General features: G+C 68.7%; 5 protein-coding genes. All 5 read left to right on the forward strand.

Going from position 1 to position 18,654, the window contains the following annotated elements; genetic code table 11:
- Nucleotides 1-4: 4 nt before the first annotated feature.
- The 5 genes from ACREB7_RS05995 to cysS all read left to right on the forward strand — a co-directional run bounded on the left by ACREB7_RS05995 (nt 5) and on the right by cysS (nt 18,547).
- Nucleotides 5-2,083, forward strand: coding sequence for a CHASE2 domain-containing protein (locus ACREB7_RS05995; RefSeq protein WP_431591379.1), 2,079 nt, complete (start codon nt 5-7; stop codon nt 2,081-2,083).
- Nucleotides 2,070-2,834 (forward strand): hypothetical protein, encoded by a 765-nt coding sequence (locus ACREB7_RS06000; RefSeq protein ID WP_431591380.1) that lies wholly within the window; start codon nt 2,070-2,072, stop codon nt 2,832-2,834. The genes ACREB7_RS05995 and ACREB7_RS06000 overlap by 14 nt, the downstream gene beginning before the upstream one ends.
- Before the next feature lie 183 nt (nt 2,835-3,017).
- Entirely contained in the window at nt 3,018-4,841 is a 1,824-nt protein-coding gene (locus ACREB7_RS06005) for a ShlB/FhaC/HecB family hemolysin secretion/activation protein (RefSeq protein WP_431591381.1), read from the forward strand.
- A gap of 28 nt (nt 4,842-4,869) precedes the next feature.
- Nucleotides 4,870-16,980, forward strand: a complete 12,111-nt coding sequence (locus tag ACREB7_RS06010; RefSeq protein WP_431591382.1) for a hypothetical protein — start codon at nt 4,870-4,872, stop codon at nt 16,978-16,980.
- A 133-nt stretch (nt 16,981-17,113) separates the two neighbouring features.
- Nucleotides 17,114-18,547 carry a cysteine--tRNA ligase gene (gene cysS, locus ACREB7_RS06015; protein WP_431591383.1) on the forward strand — a complete coding sequence of 478 codons (1,434 nt, stop codon included), beginning with the start codon at nt 17,114-17,116 and terminating at the stop codon, nt 18,545-18,547.
- Nucleotides 18,548-18,654: the final 107 nt, after the last annotated feature.

Here is an 18,654-nt window from a genome sequence, read left to right on the forward strand (position 1 = left end):
CACGATGACCACCGAAACCATGGCGGCGCCCGAAGCCGCGACCGAGAAGCGCGCGGCGGTGCCGCTGCGCAAACAGCTACGGCGGTTGTTCACGCAGCTCGGCCTGTCGCGGATGATCGCAACCCTGCTGTTCCTGCTGGTCGCGGTCTGCATCGCGCGGTTGAGCTGGCAATTGCCGCTCGCGGGCGACGCCGAACGCGCACTCTATGACAGCCGCGCGGCGGTGATGGCGCCGCATGTCGACCAGGACAAACGCATCGTCCTCGTCACCTACACCGACGAGACATTGTTCCGCACCGGCATCCGCTCGCCGCTCGACCGCACTTTGCTCGCCGCCGCGCTCGCCAATATCGACCAGATGGGCGCGAAAGCGATCGGCATCGATATCGCCTTCGATTCACCGCGTCCCGACGATGAATTGCTGCAAACCCAGTTGCGCGCGATGAAAACGCCGACCTGGCTCGCCTATGCCGAACAGTCGAGCAATCCCAACACCATCTTCTACGAACAGCAGAAATTCCTCGAGGCCTATCTGGCGGCGGTCCGGACGCCGAAGACCCGCCCGACGAGCGTTTTGTTCCGCACCGACGGCGACAGCGTGATCCGCAACTGGCCCGACCGGCCCAAGGGGCTGCCGCCGCTGATGGCCAATGCGCTGGCGCCGGTCGACAAGGCGCATGCCGATTATCAGGGCAATATCCGCTTCCTCGTGCCCGCCCGCGCCGCCGACGGGCAGGAGGAACCGGTGTTCGCCAATATCCCGATCGACAGCTTCGCGCTGCCGATGGACGCCGACATGCGCGCGGGCTTCGCCGACCTGATCAAGGATCGTTATGTCCTGATCGGCGGCGACATCATCGACAACGACCAGTTCAACACCCCGCTGAGCCGCCTGCCCGACCAGACGACCGGCGAGCGCGAGACGATGATCGGTCTCGAAGTGCATGCGCATATGCTGGCGCAGCAACTCGACAAGGCCTGGTCGCGGCCGATTCCGAACCTCGCGCTGTGGGCGCTCGCGGTGCTCGTCGTGCTGGCGGGCGGGCTGACCAGCCTGATCGACGCGCGGGCGCGCTGGGTCTTCCTCGCCTTCGTCGCGCAGATGATCTTCTTCATCGCCTTCCCTTTCTGGCTCCAGGGCCAGGGCGTCGACACGACCAGCCTGCCCGCCTTCGGCTGGGCGCTCGGCTGGTTGTTCGGCTATGCGGCGGTCGGCACGGCGGCGCGCACCATCGGGTCGCGCCAGCGCGCCTTTGCGCAGTCGGCGCTCGGAAAATATCTGCCCGCCGACGTCGCCGCCCAGATCATGCGCGATCCCGACCAGCTGTCGCTGCACGGCGAGCGGCGCAATATCTTTTGCGTTTTCACCGACCTGCAGGGCTTTACCGCGCTCAGCCATGCGACGACGCCGGAAACGGTGGCGCGGCTGCTCAACGCCTATCTCGATCGCCTCTCCGAAGTCGTGCTCGAACATGGCGGCACGATCGACAAGTTCGTCGGCGACGCCGTCGTCGCCTTCTGGGGCGCGCCGCTCAGCCGCCCCAATGACGGGCCGCAAGCCGCCGCCGCCGCGCTCGCCATGTACGAAGCCGGCGAGAAATTCCGCGTCGACCTGGCCGGCGAGGATGTCCCGCCGCTCGGCATGACGCGCGTCGGGCTGCATGTCGGCGACGCGATCGTCGGTAATTTCGGCGGCGAGGGGCGCATCCAATATACCGCGCTCGGCGACAGCATGAACACCGCGTCAAGGCTCGAGGCGGCGAACAAGAGCCTGAAAACGGGGATATTGATTTCGGCCGAAGCGGTGGCGCGCGCCGAGCGCGACGATCTGGTGCCGATGGGCCGGGTCACGCTGCGCGGCCGCGCGCAGCCGGTCGACACCTTCACCCCGCGCCCCTACCTGACCGCCGAGCAACGCGCGCGGATCAGCGACATGGTCGCGGCGCACGCGGCGGGCGATAAAAATCTTTATGTGACCTGCGCCACAGCCGTGGCGCGCGAGTTCAGTCACGATACATCCATCCTGTTCTTGATAGAACGATTGAATGAGACCGAAAGTGGAGAAAGTTATGTCCTGTCCTGAGATCCGCACGCGCCGGCTGGGATTGACCGCCGCAGCCGTCGTCGTCGCGATGGCGCTGACCACCGCCGCCGCCGCGCAGTCGATCGTCGTCCGCTCGACCGGCCCCTCGGCCTCCAAATATCCGGTCGGCACCAAATTGAAGCCCAGCGACCGCGTGACGCTGGTCGAGGGCGACAAGCTGGTGCTGATCCAGGGCGGCAAGACGCGCACGGTCAGCGGCAAAGTCACTTTCACCGCCGGCGCCACCGTGCAGGCGAGCCAGTCGATGGGCACCACGGTGACGCGCATGATGGCCAAGGGCCCGACGGTCCGGTCGCGCGGCGGGTTTTCGCGCGAAGCGATCCAGGCGCAGCCCGACGAGCTGCGCGCGCCCAACCTGTGGCTGCTCGACTATCGCCAGGGCGGGACCTTCTGCGTCGCCGATCCCGCGACGCTGATGCTGTGGCGTCCGGACATGGCGAGCGACACCGCGCTGACCATCGCGCTCGGCGACAAGAGCGAAACGGTAGCGCTGGTGAGCGGGGCACAGTTCCGCAAATGGCCGCTCGACACGGTGCCGGTGGAATATGACGTCGATTATCGCTTGTCGGGTGGCGGGCTCACCGCCCCCGTGACGGTGCGCTTCGCCGCTGTCGCCGCCATGCCCGAAACCCCCGACGCCGCAGGCGAGATGCTGATGGCCAAGGGATGCACGCCGCAGCTCGACCGGCTGGTCGATGCCATGGCCGAAGCCGAAGCGGCAGGCGGTTGAAAGGAACGGGCGGGAGTCATTGAACCCGCCCGATCCATCTGATAACAATGGGATGAAAAGCTGCCGGACGAGCGGCATGTCCTTTCCTTGGGTCGAACATTCGCGCAGCCTTTCGCAGGGCTGGGCATGGTGAATTGGACGGTCGGCAGCGATGCCGGGCGGGTTCGAACGCAAGGGGTGGTAATGACCGGCAAGGGCATACAGGGACAATCGCGCGGGATCGTCGGCAGGCGGCGGACGCTGCGACAGCTTGTCGCCGGGTCGGGTCTGATCTTCGCGGCGCTGCCCGTCGTCGCCCAGGCGCAAAGCGCGACCCCGCAAATCCCGACGCGAGAGGAAATCCAGCGCCCGGCGCTGCCCGACGCGCCGCCGCCGAACGAACAGATCGTCTCCGCCGACGATGCGATCGAACGTGCGCCCTGCCCGCTGGCCAATCCCGAATTTGCGAACGTCCGCATCACGCTGCGCAGCGTCGAATTTTCCAGCGTCGAGGGCATCGACCCGGCGACGCTGGCGTCGACATGGTCCGACCGCGTCGGGCAGGATTTGCCGATTTCGGTGGTCTGCGACATTCGCGACCGTGCCGCGACGGCGCTGCGCAACAAGGGCTATCTGGCCGCCGTGCGCGTGCCGCCGCAGACGATCGACGATGGCGTCGTCAAGCTCGACATCCTCGCCGCGCGGATGAGCCGGATCGAGGTGCGCGGCGACGCCGGCGCCAGCGAAGGTCTGCTCCAGCGCTATCTGTCGCACCTCGACGACCAGCCGGTCTTCAACATCGTTGATGCCGAACGCTATCTGCTCCTCGCGCGCGACATTCCGGGACTGTCGGCGCGGCTGACGCTGCGCCCGGGCGCCGCGCCCGGCGAGGTCGTCGGCGAAGTCACGGTCGAGCGCACCCCGGCGATTTTCGACGCCAATATCCAGAATTTCGGGTCGCATGACGTCGGCCGCTGGGGCGGGATCGTCCGCGCCCGCGTTGCCGGCATCACCGGCATGGGCGACCTGACGACGGTCAGCTTCTATTCGACCCCCGATCTCGACGAACAGAATGTCGCGCAGGTCGCGCATGAATTCCGCGTCGGCGACGAAGGGCTGAAATTCGGCACCAGCTTCACCTATGCCTGGACGCGGCCGAGCGTCGCGGCGCTGCCGATCAAGTCCGAAACGCAGATCATCAGCCTGTTCACCGCTTACCCGCTCGTGCTGACGCAGGCGCGGCGGCTGACCATCGGCGGCGGGCTCGACATCATCGACCAGGACATCGGGCTGGGCGGCGTGCCGATCAACCGCGACCGGCTGCGCGTCTTCAACCTGCGTGCCGACGCCAGCTGGACCGATCCCGCGTCGGTCGGCGGGCGCGGCGGCTATAGCCCGGCCGAACCGCGCTGGTATCTGGGCGGCTCGCTCGAAGCGCGACAGGGGGTCCATTTCCTCGGCGCCAGCGACGATTGCGGCCCGACCGGCGCCATCTGTTTCCTGCCGGGCGCGATCCCGCTGACCCGCGTCGAGGGCAAGCCCGACGCCTTTCTGGTGCGCGCCAACGCGCTCGCCGAATGGCGGCCGGTCCGCAATTTCACGCTGTCGGTCGCGCCGCGCGGCCAATGGGCGAGCGATCCCCTGCTCGCCTATGAGGAATTTTCGGGCGGCAATTTCACCGTCGGGCGCGGCTTCGACCCAGGCACGGTGATCGGCGACAGCGGCGTCGCGGTGTCGGTCGAGGCGCGCTACGGCTCGCTGACCCCCGCCAACACCGAAAGCGGCGCGCTCCAGCCCTTCGTCTTTTTCGACGCCGCCTGGGTGTGGAACAAGGATCTCGCCTTCGCGGGGCTCAATCCCCAGAAACTCTATTCGGCGGGCGGCGGCATCCGCCTTGCCTATGGCGATGTCGGGCGGCTCGACCTGACCGTTGCGGTGCCGCTCAACCGCGCGGGATTCCTGACCCAGAAACCCGACCCGCGCTTCCTGGTCAATTTCACCACCCAGTTCGGCGTGAAAGCGCGCTGACATGAGTTTTTCATCGAGGACATCCGCCATGCGTGCCACCGCTTCGATCCCATCCGCCCGCACGGGCAAGCAGCGCCTGCTGGCCAGCTGCGCGATTGCTGCGGGACTGGCGGCGATCGCCATCGGCGGCCCGGCGCTGGCGCAGGTGCAGGGTTCGGGACAGGTTGTGACCGGCCCCGGACTCGGCGGCGCAACGATCACCAACAATCCCCTTGGCAGCCCCAACACCACGCAGGTCACCACCACCGGCGCACAGACGATCATCAACTGGACCCCGACCGACACGGCGGCGACCGGCGCGCCGATCGATTTCCTGCCGGCGGCGAACACGCTCAACTTCTATGGCACCGGCCAATATACCGTCCTCAACCGCTTCATCGCGGTCAACCCGATCACCGGCGCGCCGATTCCGATCAGCCGCCAGATCGCGCTCAACGGCACCGTCAACAGCTATAACGGATCGCCCGCCGCGACGTCCGGCAACACGCAGGGCGGCAATATCTGGTTCTACAACGCCGGCGGCATCCTGATCGGCCAGCGCGCGGCGATCAACGTCGGCAGCCTGGTGCTGACCGCGAACGATATCGACACCAACGGCGGCCTGTTCGGCCCCGGCGGCGAGATCCGCTTCCGCGGCGCCTCCAACAGCACGGCGTCGATCGATATCAGCCCGCAGAGCTTCATCGGCGCGGCCTACCCCGGCAATCCGGGCAGCAGCTATGTCGCGCTCGTCGCGCCGCGCATCAACCAGGGCGGGCTGATCGACGTCGACGGCTCGGCCGCGCTCGTCGCCGCCGAACGGGCCGACATCACGATCAACAACGGCCTGTTCGACATCAATGTCACCGTCGGCGCAGAGGGTGGCAACGTCATCACCCACACCGGCATCACCGGCGGTCCGGCGCACCAACAGGGCGATACCGACCAGAGCCGCGTCTATATGGTCGCGATCCCGAAAAACGACGCCGTCACGATGCTGATTTCGGGGCAAGTCGGCTATCAGGATGCGGTCGCAGCGCAGACCGATCCCGACGGCGCGGTGGTGCTGTCGGCGGGTTACAACGTCACCAACGGCGTGATCGCCGGAACTCCGGTGGGCGCCGCCGCCGCGAACATGACCGTCAACGACACGATATTCCAGAGCAGCGTCACCGCGCACGCCAGCGGCGCGTTCGTCGGCCAGCCGCTGGCGTCGATCCCTGCGGGCGGCCCCGTCGTCGCCCTGCCGCCGCCGCATCTCGGCCGCCTGATCGTCCAGGGCAATGCGACCTTCATTGGTGACGCCAGCGCGACGGTGTCGGTCGGCAACAACCAGATCGTCGGCGCCACCGGCAATTTTGTCGTCACTTCTAACGGCAGCGGCGGCCAGGCCGGCAACGCGGCGATCAACGTCAATCCCGGCGGCGGGCTGGCGGTGCTCGGCAATCTGTCGCTGCTCGGCGCCGGGCGGCCCGATGCCGTCACCGGTAACAGCACCGGCGGCGGCGCCCAGTTCACGGTCGACGGCGGCACCGTCGTCGCGGGCAATGTCGCGGTCTCGGCGGCCGGAACGGGCGACCTCAGCGCCACCGGCATCGGCGGCACCGGCACCGGCGGCACCGCCGGCCTCACCGTCCGCAACGGCGGCACGCTGACGGCCAACACGATCAATGTCGCGGCCAGCGGGCGCGGCGGCGGCGTCACCAGTTCGCCCTCGGGCGCCCCGGTCATCGCCGACCAGGGCGGCGACGGCCAGGGCGGCACCGCCGAAGTCACCGTCGACAGCGGCGGCACGCTCACCGCGAACACCAGCCTTACCGTCAGCGCGAGCGGCGCCGGCCAGATCGGCAATGTCCAGTCGGGCAATGGCACCGGCGGCACCGCGCGCATCCAGGTGCTCGGCGCGCTCAGCTCGCTGACCTCGCCCACCACGACGCTCGCGGCGGGCGGCACCGGCGGCGGGACCGTGTCCAGCCCCAATATCGGCACCTTCCCCTCGCTGAACGGCGGCGACGGACAGGGCGGGACCATCGAGCTGACCTTCACCGCCGACAATTCATCGACCGCAGCGCTCGGCGACGTGACGGCCAATGCGTCGGGGACCGGCGGCGGCGCCACCGGCGACGGCGCGGCGGGCGGCAATGCGACCGGCGGCACGGTGACGATCACCGCGAACAATGGCATCAACGCCGAACAGAATTCGCTCGCCGTCGATGCCAGCGCGACGAGCGGCGGTGCGACCAGCAACAACGGAACGAGTTCGACGACCGGCAACGCCACCGGCGGCACGATCAACGTCGGCGTCGCCGGCGGCGCGATCCTCGCGTCGGACAGCGCGATCGTCTTCGACGCCAGCGCCCAGACGGCGGCCGGCGAAAATCGCGGCAACGCGCGGGGCGGCACCATCGCCGTCACCGTGATCGGCAGCGGCGGAAACAGCAGCATCACCGCGCTGAACTCGATCACCGCCGACGCCAGCGCCGGCGGGTTCAGCACCAGCATCCCCTCCAGCACCGGCACCGCGACCGGCGGCGATATCGACTTTACCGCCGACGGCGGCACCATCACGACGGGCTCCTTCGCCTTCGGCGCCACCGCCGCGAGCGACAATACGACCGGCACCGGCGGCGCCGCGCAGGGCGGCACGATCGACATCCGCGCCGCCAACACCGGCGTCTTTTCGGCGACCGACAGCGCGGGGTTCAGCTTCTTCACGACCGACGCCGCCGCCGGCGTCTCGCAGGGCGGCGCCCCGGCGACCGGCGGACGCATCGGCGTCGTCGCCGACGGGGGCACCGTCAGCTTCGGCCACACCGCGCAGTTCAGCGCGACCGGCATCGCCGGCGGCGATGCGAGCGGTGCGGGCAATGTCGTGACCGGGCGCGGCGGTTCGATCCTGTTCCAGCTGCTCGCCAACAACCTCAACCCCAGCGTGTTGACCTTCCAGGACGTCTTCGCCAGCGCCGACGGACGTGCGCAACAGGCGTTCGAGGGGGCGAACAACCTGCGCGGCGCCGCTGCGGGCAATGGCGGCGACATCAGCTTCGACGTCCAGGGTGGCCAGCTCACGGGCAATGCGCTCCAGCTGTCGGCCAGCGGCTTTTCGGGCGCGGTCGCCGACACCGATGGCGTGGGCAGCGGCGGCCAGGCCGCGTATGTCCAGACCGGCGGCACCGTCACGCTCGGCAATCTCGTCGTCTCGGCGAACGGCTTCGGCGGCGTCGGCCGCACGGGCGCCGGCGGCGGGTCGGGCTTTGGCGGCACGGCGACGATCGACCTCAACAGCGGAACGTTCAACGCGACCGACGTCACCGCACAGGCCGTCGGTTCGGGCGGCAACGGCCAGACCGGCGACGACAATGATCCCGCGAACCCGGTCGATGGCCAGGATGGCGGCTTTGGCCAGGGCGGCACCGCGACGGTCAACCTCAATGGCGACGCGGTCGTCACCACCACCACGCTGAGCGCCTTTGCGTCGGGCATCGGCGGCGACGGCGGCGATTTCATCAGCGGGACGGGCATCGGCGGCAACGCCGGCGATGGCGGCAACGGGCTCGGCGGCACCGCCGCGATCAACCTGACGGCGGGAACGCTGACGACCGGCGACATCACCGCCGACGCCGGCGGTTTCGGCGGCAGCGGCGGCGGACTGCTCAACTTCGGTTCGGGTCCGGTGGCGGGCGCCGTGCGCGGCGGCAATGGCGGCAACGGCCAGGGCGGCACCGCGACGATCGACCTCGCGACCTTGGTCACCGCGACGGGAACCGTCGGCAGCTTCTCGCTCGGCGTCGGCGGCATCGGCGGCGCCAACAATATCGGCGGCGACGGCGGCTTCGGGCAAGGCGGCACGGCGGAGCTGATCGTCGACAACATCGCTGCCGGCAGGGTGGACGTGATCCTCGACTCCAGCGCCGAGGGCGGTGACGGCGGCGACGGGCTCGACGGCGCGGGCGGCTTCGGCGGCTCGGCCTTTGGCGGCATATCGCGCGTGCGCGTGGCCGGCGCGAATGGCAGCGCCACCATCTCGCAGGACAATTTCACCGCCGGCGCGCTCGGCGGTCAGGGCGGCAACGCGGCACTCGCGACGGGCAACAATCCCCGCGTCGGCCCGGCCGGCGGCGGCGGCGGCAACGGCACCGGCGGCACGGTCGAAGTCATCGCCGACGACGGCGCGGTGACGCTGACCTTCGGGCGGACCAGCACGGTCGCGCTCGGCAGCTTCGGGGTCGGCGGCGACGGCGGGACCGGCGCCGACAATCCCGGCACCATCACCCTGCCCGGCCCCGACGGCATCCCCGGCACGCCCGACGATGTGGTCATGGGGCTGAGCGGCGGCGATGGCGGCCTCGGCGGCGCCGGTTTCGGCGGCACCGTGCATCTGGTCGCCAATGGCAGCGGCAGCATTTCGTCGAGCGGCGCGGCTGTCGACATCGCGGTCGGCGGCATTTCGGGCGCGGGCGGCGCGGGCGGCGTCGGCTCGGGGGGCAACGGCGCCGGAAACGCCTTCACCGGCACGATCGGCGGCCGGGTCCTGATCGAAACCTTCGGCAACGGGACCACGGCTGGGACCATCAACTTCGGCGACACGACGATCGACGCCAATGGCGATGTCGCGGGACGGATCGAGCTGCGGAGCGCAGGGACGATCCAGATGGCCAGCCTGACCGCCAATGCGGTCGGCGGCGCCTCTCTCACGAACAACGACACCGACGTCGCGCCGCAGGGCATCTTCCTCGGCGTCACCAACGGCCTGATCCAGACCGACGGCGCCGTGTCGCTGAACACCGACGGTTCGGTGGGCGTCTATGCGCAGGGCGACGGCCAGCTCAACGCCGGCGGCACGCTCACCGTCAACGCCGGCGACCAGGTCGATATCCGCCACGATTTCCGCACCGGCACCGCGCCGACGATCCAGTCGGGCACCAGCGCCTCCTTTACTGCGGTGAACTCGATCCGCAGCGCGCCGGGCAGCCTGGTCAGCGGCGGCACCAGCCTGTCGATGACCGCGACCGGCACCAACAGCGCGATCGACGTCGATTCGCTCGATGCCCAGACGCTGACCCTGCTGCTCGCTACCGAAGGCCGCATCAACGTCTATGGCACCAGCACCAGCGGCGACGACCTGACCGCCAATGCGCGCGACGAGGTGGCGATCAACGCCGCGACGGTGGGCGACGACATCGACCTGACCGGCGACACCATCGTCGCCGGACGGCTGGTCACCACCGGCACCGGGCTCGATTCCGAAGTCGACGGCAGCAACATCGTCTTTAGCACGGTGAGCGCGGCCAGCGTCGACCATGCCGAGGCCGACAATGATTTCACCGCCAATGTCGGCAGCTTCGCGACCGGCCCCAATTCGATCATCACCGGCGGCGACATCGACATCAATTCGATCGGCGCGGTCGACCTCGGCAATTCGACGGCGGGCGGGTTCGTCGCGGTCGATGGCCAGTCGATCGTCTTCGACACGATCGGCGCCGGGACCACGGTCACCCTCAACGCGACTGGCACCGCGCCGGGGGCCGAGGGCATCCTCGGCAACGGCATCACCGCAGGCGGCAATGTCGCGCTGTTCGGCAACACGATCCGGATCAACGACAGCGTCGTCACCTCGGCCTCGCTGTTCGCCCTTTCGACCGGCGGCAACGCGCGCCTGTCGGCGACCACCGACGGCGACATCATCATCAACAGCGCCGGCGACATCGGCGGCAATTTCGCGGCGGGCGGCAATGTCGGCCTGACCGCCGCCACCAACATCACCGCACAGGCGACCGCCGCCGGCACTTACGTGGGCCCCAACGGCCCGTCCGAAGGCTATGTCTTCATCAACGCCGCAGGCGATGCAAACCTGCTCGCGGGCAGCAGCGCCGCGACGATGATCGGCGTCGCGGCAGGCACCAACGCCAATGTCGACGGCGCGACGGCGGGCGAGGATCTTTATGTCGTCGCGGGCAATACGGCGACCGTGACCAATTCGCTCGCGGGCGACGACCTGATCGTCACCGGCACCTGCTGCGTCATCGTCGACAATGTGTCGACCACCGGCGCGGGCCCCGACACCCGCAGCCTGATCCTCGCGCCGTCGAGCGCGGGCGGACCCGATGTGTGGCAGATCCAGACCGGCCCCACCGACCTGTCGAACATCGTGCTGACCGCCTCGGCGGGCACGATCGACGCGTCGAACGCGGTCGCCTTCGACAATCTGACCGCGACCGCCAGCGACGTCGTCCGCACGACCAACACCATCCGCTCGGGCCTCGTCACCACGATCACCGGCAGCGCGCTCGACCTCGAATCGGTCACGGCAGGCACCGACATCGTCCTGACCTCGACCAGCGGCGGCATCGGCGCGATCGGCGCGCTGTCGGCGGGGCATGACCTGACGGTCACCTCGGCGGCCGGCGGCAGCTTCGCCGACCTTGCGGCGGGCGACGATATCCGCATCACCGCGACCGGCAATGTCTCGGCCGCAACGCTGCTGACGACGGCGGGCGGGCTCGACAATGAGGCCGACAATTCGGGCGCTTATATCACCACCCCGGGCAGCATCGCGATCACCGGCGCGACCAACACCGTCGGCCAGACCCGCCTGACCGCCGGCGGCACGGTCGACACGGGGGCGATCAACGCCGATTATACGTTCATCGACGCGGTCGGCGCGGTCAACATCACCGGCGATGTCACCAGCGGCGGCATGTTCATCGAGGGCAGCAGCGTCGCGCTGCGCAACGCCAACGGCCTCGCCAACCAGATCCTCCTGCGCGCGACCGCCGGTGACGTGACCGCCAACGGCAATGTGACGACGCTCGCCGACCTGCAGGTGCAGGCGACCGGCGCCATCAGCATCACAGGTACGGCCAATGGCGGCAATTTCGTCGAGATGACCGGCGGCTCGATCGCCGTCGCCGACGTCAGTTCGAACAGCTTCGTCACGCTGACCTCGAACAGCGGCGCGATCAACTCGACCGGGACGATCTCGGCGGGCAGCGATGTCTTCATCAACGCCGCGACGGGCGGCGCGTTCAACGCGATCACTGCGGGCGACGACGTGTCGCTCACCGCGGGCGGCGACGTCACCATCGTCTCGATCACCGCTGAGGGCAGCAACCCGCAGGGCGAGGAGATCGGCAGCAATGTCGTCGGCGCGGTCAACGGCCTGCTGACCGTCACCGGCAGCACCTTTGCCAATGACGACGTCAATTTCAACGCGACGAGCATGTCGCTCCAGGACGTCACCGCCGGCGGTTCGTTCACCGCGACCACGACCGGGGGTCCGCTCACCCTGACCAGCGCCGATGTCGCGAACAATATCAACCTGACCTCGGCGCGCGATGTCGTCGCGACCGGCCTGCTGCAATCGGGCGGCAACACCATTGCCACGGGTCGCAACCTCGATCTGCAATCGATCACGGCGGGCGGCGACGTCGGCCTGACCGCGACGGTCGGCACGATCGCGACCGGCGGCAGTGTCAGCGGCTTCAATGTCACCTACGACGCGAACGGCGACATCACCCACGACAGCAACGGCCTGATCAGCGCGACCAACGTCCTGACGCTCACCGCGGGCGGCAATATCGCGGTCGGCAACGCCACGTCGGGCGACAATATGCGCTTCACCGCCGGCGGCACGATCGACGCCAATGCGCTGACCGCCGGACGGATTCTGGCGCTGCAAGCCGACGGCGCGATCACGCTGGGCGGCGACATCTTTGGCGCGCTGCTCGTCTCGGTCACCGGCAGCACCGTCGATCTCGGCGCCAATGATGTCGGCGGCGGCAATATCGCGCTGTTCGCCACCGGCGGCGACATCAGCGGGACCGGCGCGATCACCGCGAATGGCGGCGTCACCGCGCTGGCGGCGGGCGCGGTCGACCTGACCGGCGACATCACCGCCGCGTCGACCGCCGACCTGCGCGGCGCCAGCGTCAACCTCGGCAATGTCTCGGCCAACGGGTTCGTGTCGATCGAGGCGACCAATGGCGCCGTGACCTCGACCGGGCTCATTCGCGCCGGTCAGGACCTCAGCATCGCGACGACGCAGGGCGCAACGCTCAACAATCTGGTCGCCGGCGACGATATCGGCATCACCGGCAGCGGGCCGGTGACGATCACCTCGCTGCGCGCCGAAGGCACCAATCCGCAGGGCGAAGAGGTGGGCAGCAATGCGGTGGTCGACATCACCGGCACGCTGACCGTCACCGGCGACAGCTTCGCCGCCGACGACGCCAGCTTCAACGCCCTCAGCGTCGCGCTCCAGAATGTCCAGACGGGCGGATCGCTGACCGCAACCACCACCGGCGGCCCGATCACGCTCGCCAGCGCCAACGCCGGCACGAATGTCGTGCTGACCTCGGCGCGGACGGTGACGGCGACCGGCCCGATCCAGTCGGGGCTGGCGACGACGATCCGCGGCACCGGGCTCGACCTGCAGTCGGTCACCGCCGGAACCGACCTCAGCCTGACCGCAACGACGGGCAATATCACCACGAACGGCGATGTGCGCGGCGTCAATGTCACCTTCAACGCCGGCGGCGACATCACCCACAACCCCGACCGGTTGCTGAGCGCCGGCGCCGACCTGTTGCTGACGGCGGGCGGCGACATTGCGGTCGGCAACGCCGATGCCGGCGGCAACCTGTTGCTCGACGCCGGCGGGGCGGCTGCGGCGGGCGCGCTGACGGCGGGCAACGCCATGACCGTCGCGGCGGTTGGCGCCATCAACCTGACCGGCGATGTCACCGCGACCAACCAGCTGCGTATCGAGGGCGCCGATGTCGAACTCAACGGCGTCGCGGTCGACGCCGGGACCTTCGGCCTGCTGGCCCGCAACGGCGATGTGCATTCGACCGGCACGATCGACGTCGGCGGCGCCTTTGTGGCCTCGGCGAGCAATGCGGTCGACCTGACCGGCGACATCGCCGCCAGCGGCCTGATCGACATCACCGGCGGCTCGATCACCGTCGGCGACATCACCGGCGGCGACACCGTGGGGCTGGTCGCGATCACCGGCGCGGTCAATTCGGCGGGCACCATCAACGCGGCGCGCGACATCACGATCGTCACCGCAGCGGGCGGCGGTTTCAACCGCCTCGTCGCGGGCGATGACATCAGCCTCTTTGGCCGGGGCGACGTCAACGTCGCCTTCCTGGATGCGACCGGCGCCAATCCCGACAGCGGTGAGATCGGCAGCAATGTCGGCATCGACGTGATCGGCAATGTCGTCGTCGACCATGGTGAAGCGGCGGGCGATTTCATCGTCAACACGACCAGCTTCCGCACCGGGCTCAACTCGATCATCGCCGACGGCAATATCGAGATCAACACCACGGGCGCGTCCGACCTCGGCAATGCGACCGCCGGCGGCAACATCATCGTCATCGCCCAATCGATCGGCTTCAACGCGCTCGACGCGGGCGCCAGCGTCAGCCTGTCCGCGAGCGGTTCGGCGCCGGGGGCCGAGGGCATCACCGGCGCGGCGATCAACGCCGACGGCAATATCGGCCTGTCCGGCAACAGCATCGCGATCAGCGGCGCGATCACCGGTGGCGGCAATTTCGAAGCCTTTGCGACCGGTGGCAATGCCGCGTTCAACAGCGTCGATGCGGTCGAGGAGATCCGGGTCGATGCGGCGGGCGACATCGGCGGGCGCTTCACCTCGACCGGCAACATCCGGCTGTTCGCGGGCGGCGACATCGCCGTCTCCGCCGCCGCGCTGGGCGGCGCGCCCGATCCCGACGGCTTCGCCTATGACGGCGACCTGTTCATCGACGCCGATGGCGATGTGACGCTGACCGACAGCAGCGCGGCGCGCATGGTCGGGGTCAATGCCGGCGGCGCGGCGGCGCTGACCAACGTCACGGCGGGCGAGGACCTGCTGGCGCTGTCCGCCACCACCGCGACGCTGACCAATGTGACCGCGGGCGACGATCTCAGCGTCCGTGCGGTCGGCGCGATCACCGCGAATGGCGCGCGCGCCACCGCGCAGGGCTCCGACGGTTTGCTGCTCGATTATACCGCCAACGGCTTCACCATCGGCCAGGGCGAAGGGGTTTCGACGACCGACGGGTCCGATATCTTCCTGTCGGCGGGCAGCGCGGTCAACGCGACCAACCTGTCGGCCGGCGACGACATCGTCATCGCCGGCGCGACGATCGCGCTCAACGGCGCGACGACGCTCGGCCTCGGCCAGACCGGCGGCGGCAGCAATGTCAGCACGCAGGGCGGCGCCACGACGCTCGCCAATATCGATGCGTTCGACGACCTTCGCGTCCAGTCGAGCGGCGCGGTCGCGGTGACCGGCCCGGCGACGGCCGGGCGCGATATCGCGATCACCGCCGCGTCGGCCGATGTCGCCGCGCTGACGACGCCAAACAACAATGCGATCGACACCCTCGATGCGGGCCGCAACCTGACGATCGGCACCAGCGGCGCGATCACCGGCGGCGCGATCCGCGCCGGCGGCAACCTCGATCTGACGGCGGGAACCACGATCGCCCTGGGCCGCGCCGTCACCGGCACCGGCGGCGCGATGACGCTCGAGGGCAACGACGGGGTCCAGGTCTCGGCGCTGATTTCGGGCGGCACGACCAGCGCCAACAGCAGCGCCGGCGATATCCGCATCGGCTCGCTGGGCTCGCAAGGCCCGATCACGCTGGTCGGCGACAATATCTTCGTCGACGGCGTCAACGGCGATGCCGTCTTCGCCAATATCCAGACCGATGTCGGCGACGCCTATATCCTCGGCGGCAACAATGTCGCGGTCACCGCCGGAACGGTCGCCGGGCTGGCGCTGATCCGCAGCGACAATAATCTCGACGTCACCCAGCTCAGCGCGAACCAGGTCGAACTCAGCGCCGACAATGACATGACGCTGGCCAGCGTCACCGCGACCACCGGCCTGGCGGCGCAGGCCGGCGACATGCTGACGGTGAGCGGCGCGGTCGTCGGGCGCGACATGCTGATCGCATCGGGCGACATCACGATCGGCTCGAACGGCCGCATCGGCACGCAAGGGACGACCCAGGCACTCGAAGTTCGCAACATCGATCCCGACAGCGTGACCTATGTCGGCGGCACCGGCACCCGCACCGGCTATCATATCGACGCGACCGAAATGACGCGCCTGTTCGGCAACGACATCACGATCCTCGCGCCCGACCTCGGCGGCAACAACGGCGGCTTCGTCGCGGCGGCGCCGGGCGGCCTGCCGATCGGCAGCGTCGGCAGCAGCACCCCGCCGGCGGTGATCATCGACGATTTCACCATCACGGCGGGCGGCCCGACCTCGAACCTCGGCGCCAGCGGCTCGCTGACCATCGCGACGCAGGGCAAGGCGCGGGTGATCGGCGACGCGGCGCTGACCGGCATGGGCGACGCCAACAGCTTCTGGATCAGCGCCAATGATTCGATCGAGGTGATCCTGGGCGAAGGCACGATCCGCCTGACCGGCGGCGGCAGCAGCACCGGCGGCGCTTCGACCCCGGGCGGAAGGCTCATCCTCGAATCCGACGACGTCATCGTCGCGACCGCCGCCGCCATCGCCGACGTCGGCGCGGCGACGGCGACCGATGCGATCGACGACCGGCTGGCCGAGAATGACGGCATCCTGCTCAATGACGGCGCGCTCTACGCCGGCGGCATCGACGTCAGCGTGGTCGGCGGCTTCTATGTCCAGAACAGCGGCGCCGGCACCCGCTTCGCGCAGCGCCGCGGCCTCACCTTCGGCCCGCTCGGGCTCAATGTGAACGTCGAGGGATCGGACAGCCGGATCGTCATCAACGGCGTCCATCTCGGCCCGTCGGGGCAGGTGACCGGCCTCGATGCGATCCCGCTCTTGTCGATCAACGGCTTTGTGCTCGGCAGCGGTCCGCTGACCGGCAGCGGCCTGGCCTTTGACTCGGCGTCGACGATGAACGGCTGCCTGATCGTCAGTTCGACGACCTGCGCCTTCCTCGAATTCGAAAGCTCCTTCCCGGTCCAGGACGTCATCAACGACAAGGACGATGACGAGGGCGAAGGCGACGACGCCGAGGGCATGAGCCTGCCGGTCCCGCTGATCACGATGCGCAGCCTCGATCCGCTCACCGGCCAGCCGCTCCTCGACGATCCGGTGACCGGCGCGGGCAACGACGACCTGTGGACCCCGCCCAGCGAATAGGACTTTCGTTCCTGAACCGTAGCCCTGAGCCTGTCGAAGGGCGCCTATCCGAGAAGCGCCCTTCGACAAGCTCAGGGCTACGGCAATTCAATCCGGTTGACGCGCCCCGACAACGCGGGGCATGGGCGCGGACATGACCGACGCCCCTGCCCTGCCGCTGAAGCTGTTCAACAGCCTGACGCGCTCCCTCGAGGAGTTCGTCCCCGTCCATCCCGGCGAGGCGCGGGTCTACAGCTGCGGGCCGACGGTCTATAACTACCCGCACATCGGCAATATGCGCGCCTATGTCTTCGCCGACACGCTGGGCCGCACCCTGTCGTTCAAGGGCTACAAGCTCACCCATGTCATCAATATCACCGACGTCGGCCATCTGACCGACGACGCCGATGCGGGCGAGGACAAGCTGGAAAAGGCGGCGGCGGAGAAAGCCCAGTCGATCTGGGACATCGCGCGCCATTATACCGAGGCCTATTGGGACGACATCAAGGCGCTCAATATCCGCCAGCCCGCGCATTGGTCGATCGCCACCGACTATGTCCCCGCGATGATCGACTTCGCAAAGGCGATCGCCGACAGGCATTGCTACGAACTCGAAGGCGGCCTCTATTTCGACACCACCACGGTGGCGCATTACGGCAGCCTCGCGCGCGCCGGGACCGACGAGGGCGAAAGCCGCATCGACCCGGTCGAGGGCAAGCGCCACGCCGCCGATTTCGCGATCTGGCGCAAGACCCCGGCGGGCGAGACGCGCCAGATGGAATGGGATTCGCCCTGGGGCAAAGGCGCGCCGGGCTGGCACCTCGAATGCTCGGTGATGTCGGAGGCCTTGCTCGGCTTCCCCTTCGACATCCACACCGGCGGCATCGACCACCGCGAGATCCACCATCCGAACGAAATCGCGCAGAACCAGGCGCACAGCTGCTCCGACGCGAGCGGCGCCCGCTTCTGGATGCACAATAATTTCCTCGTCGAACGCTCGGGCAAGATGTCGAAGTCGAGCGGCGAGTTTTTGCGCGTGCAGCTCCTGATCGACAAGGGCTACCACCCGCTCGCCTATCGGCTGATGTGCCTGCAAGCGCATTATCGCAGCGAGCTGGAGTTTTCGTGGGAGGGGCTTGGCGCGGCGCTGACGCGGTTGAAGCGGCTGGTGATGGGCGTCGAGAAACTCAAGGCTCAGACCGACTTAGCCGTGTCGGGAGAACCCGTCACCGATTTTCTGGATGAAGCGATCTCGAATGATCTGAACACATCCGTCGTGCTGACAACTTTGGAGGCCATTCTCACCATGAAGAAGGTGAGCCCCGCCGAAAGAATCCGTACGATTGAGAAAATCGACGACGTACTGGGGCTCCAGCTTCTTTCGCTGTCGCGAGCCGATCTGCGCCTACGGCCGAAAAACGCGACGATCACGGAAGCCGTAATCGAAGCCACCCTGACCCGCCGCAAGGAAGCGCGGGCGAACAAAGACTTCTCCACTTCGGACGCGCTACGCGACGAACTTGTCGCCGCCGGTGTAGAGGTGATGGACGGCGACCCGCTCGGCTGGGACTGGCGGCTGGAGGCGTAGCCGACGCAGTCGCGGCGAGGTCCGGTTTCGACCGATGGCGGCCCTTTCTTCTCCCCTCCCGCAGGCGGGAGGGGTTGGGGGTGGGCGCGAGCGCAGCGAGCTTCCGG

The sequence above is a fragment of the Sphingopyxis sp. genome (assembly GCF_050725615.1).
Lineage (GTDB): Bacteria > Pseudomonadota > Alphaproteobacteria > Sphingomonadales > Sphingomonadaceae > Sphingopyxis.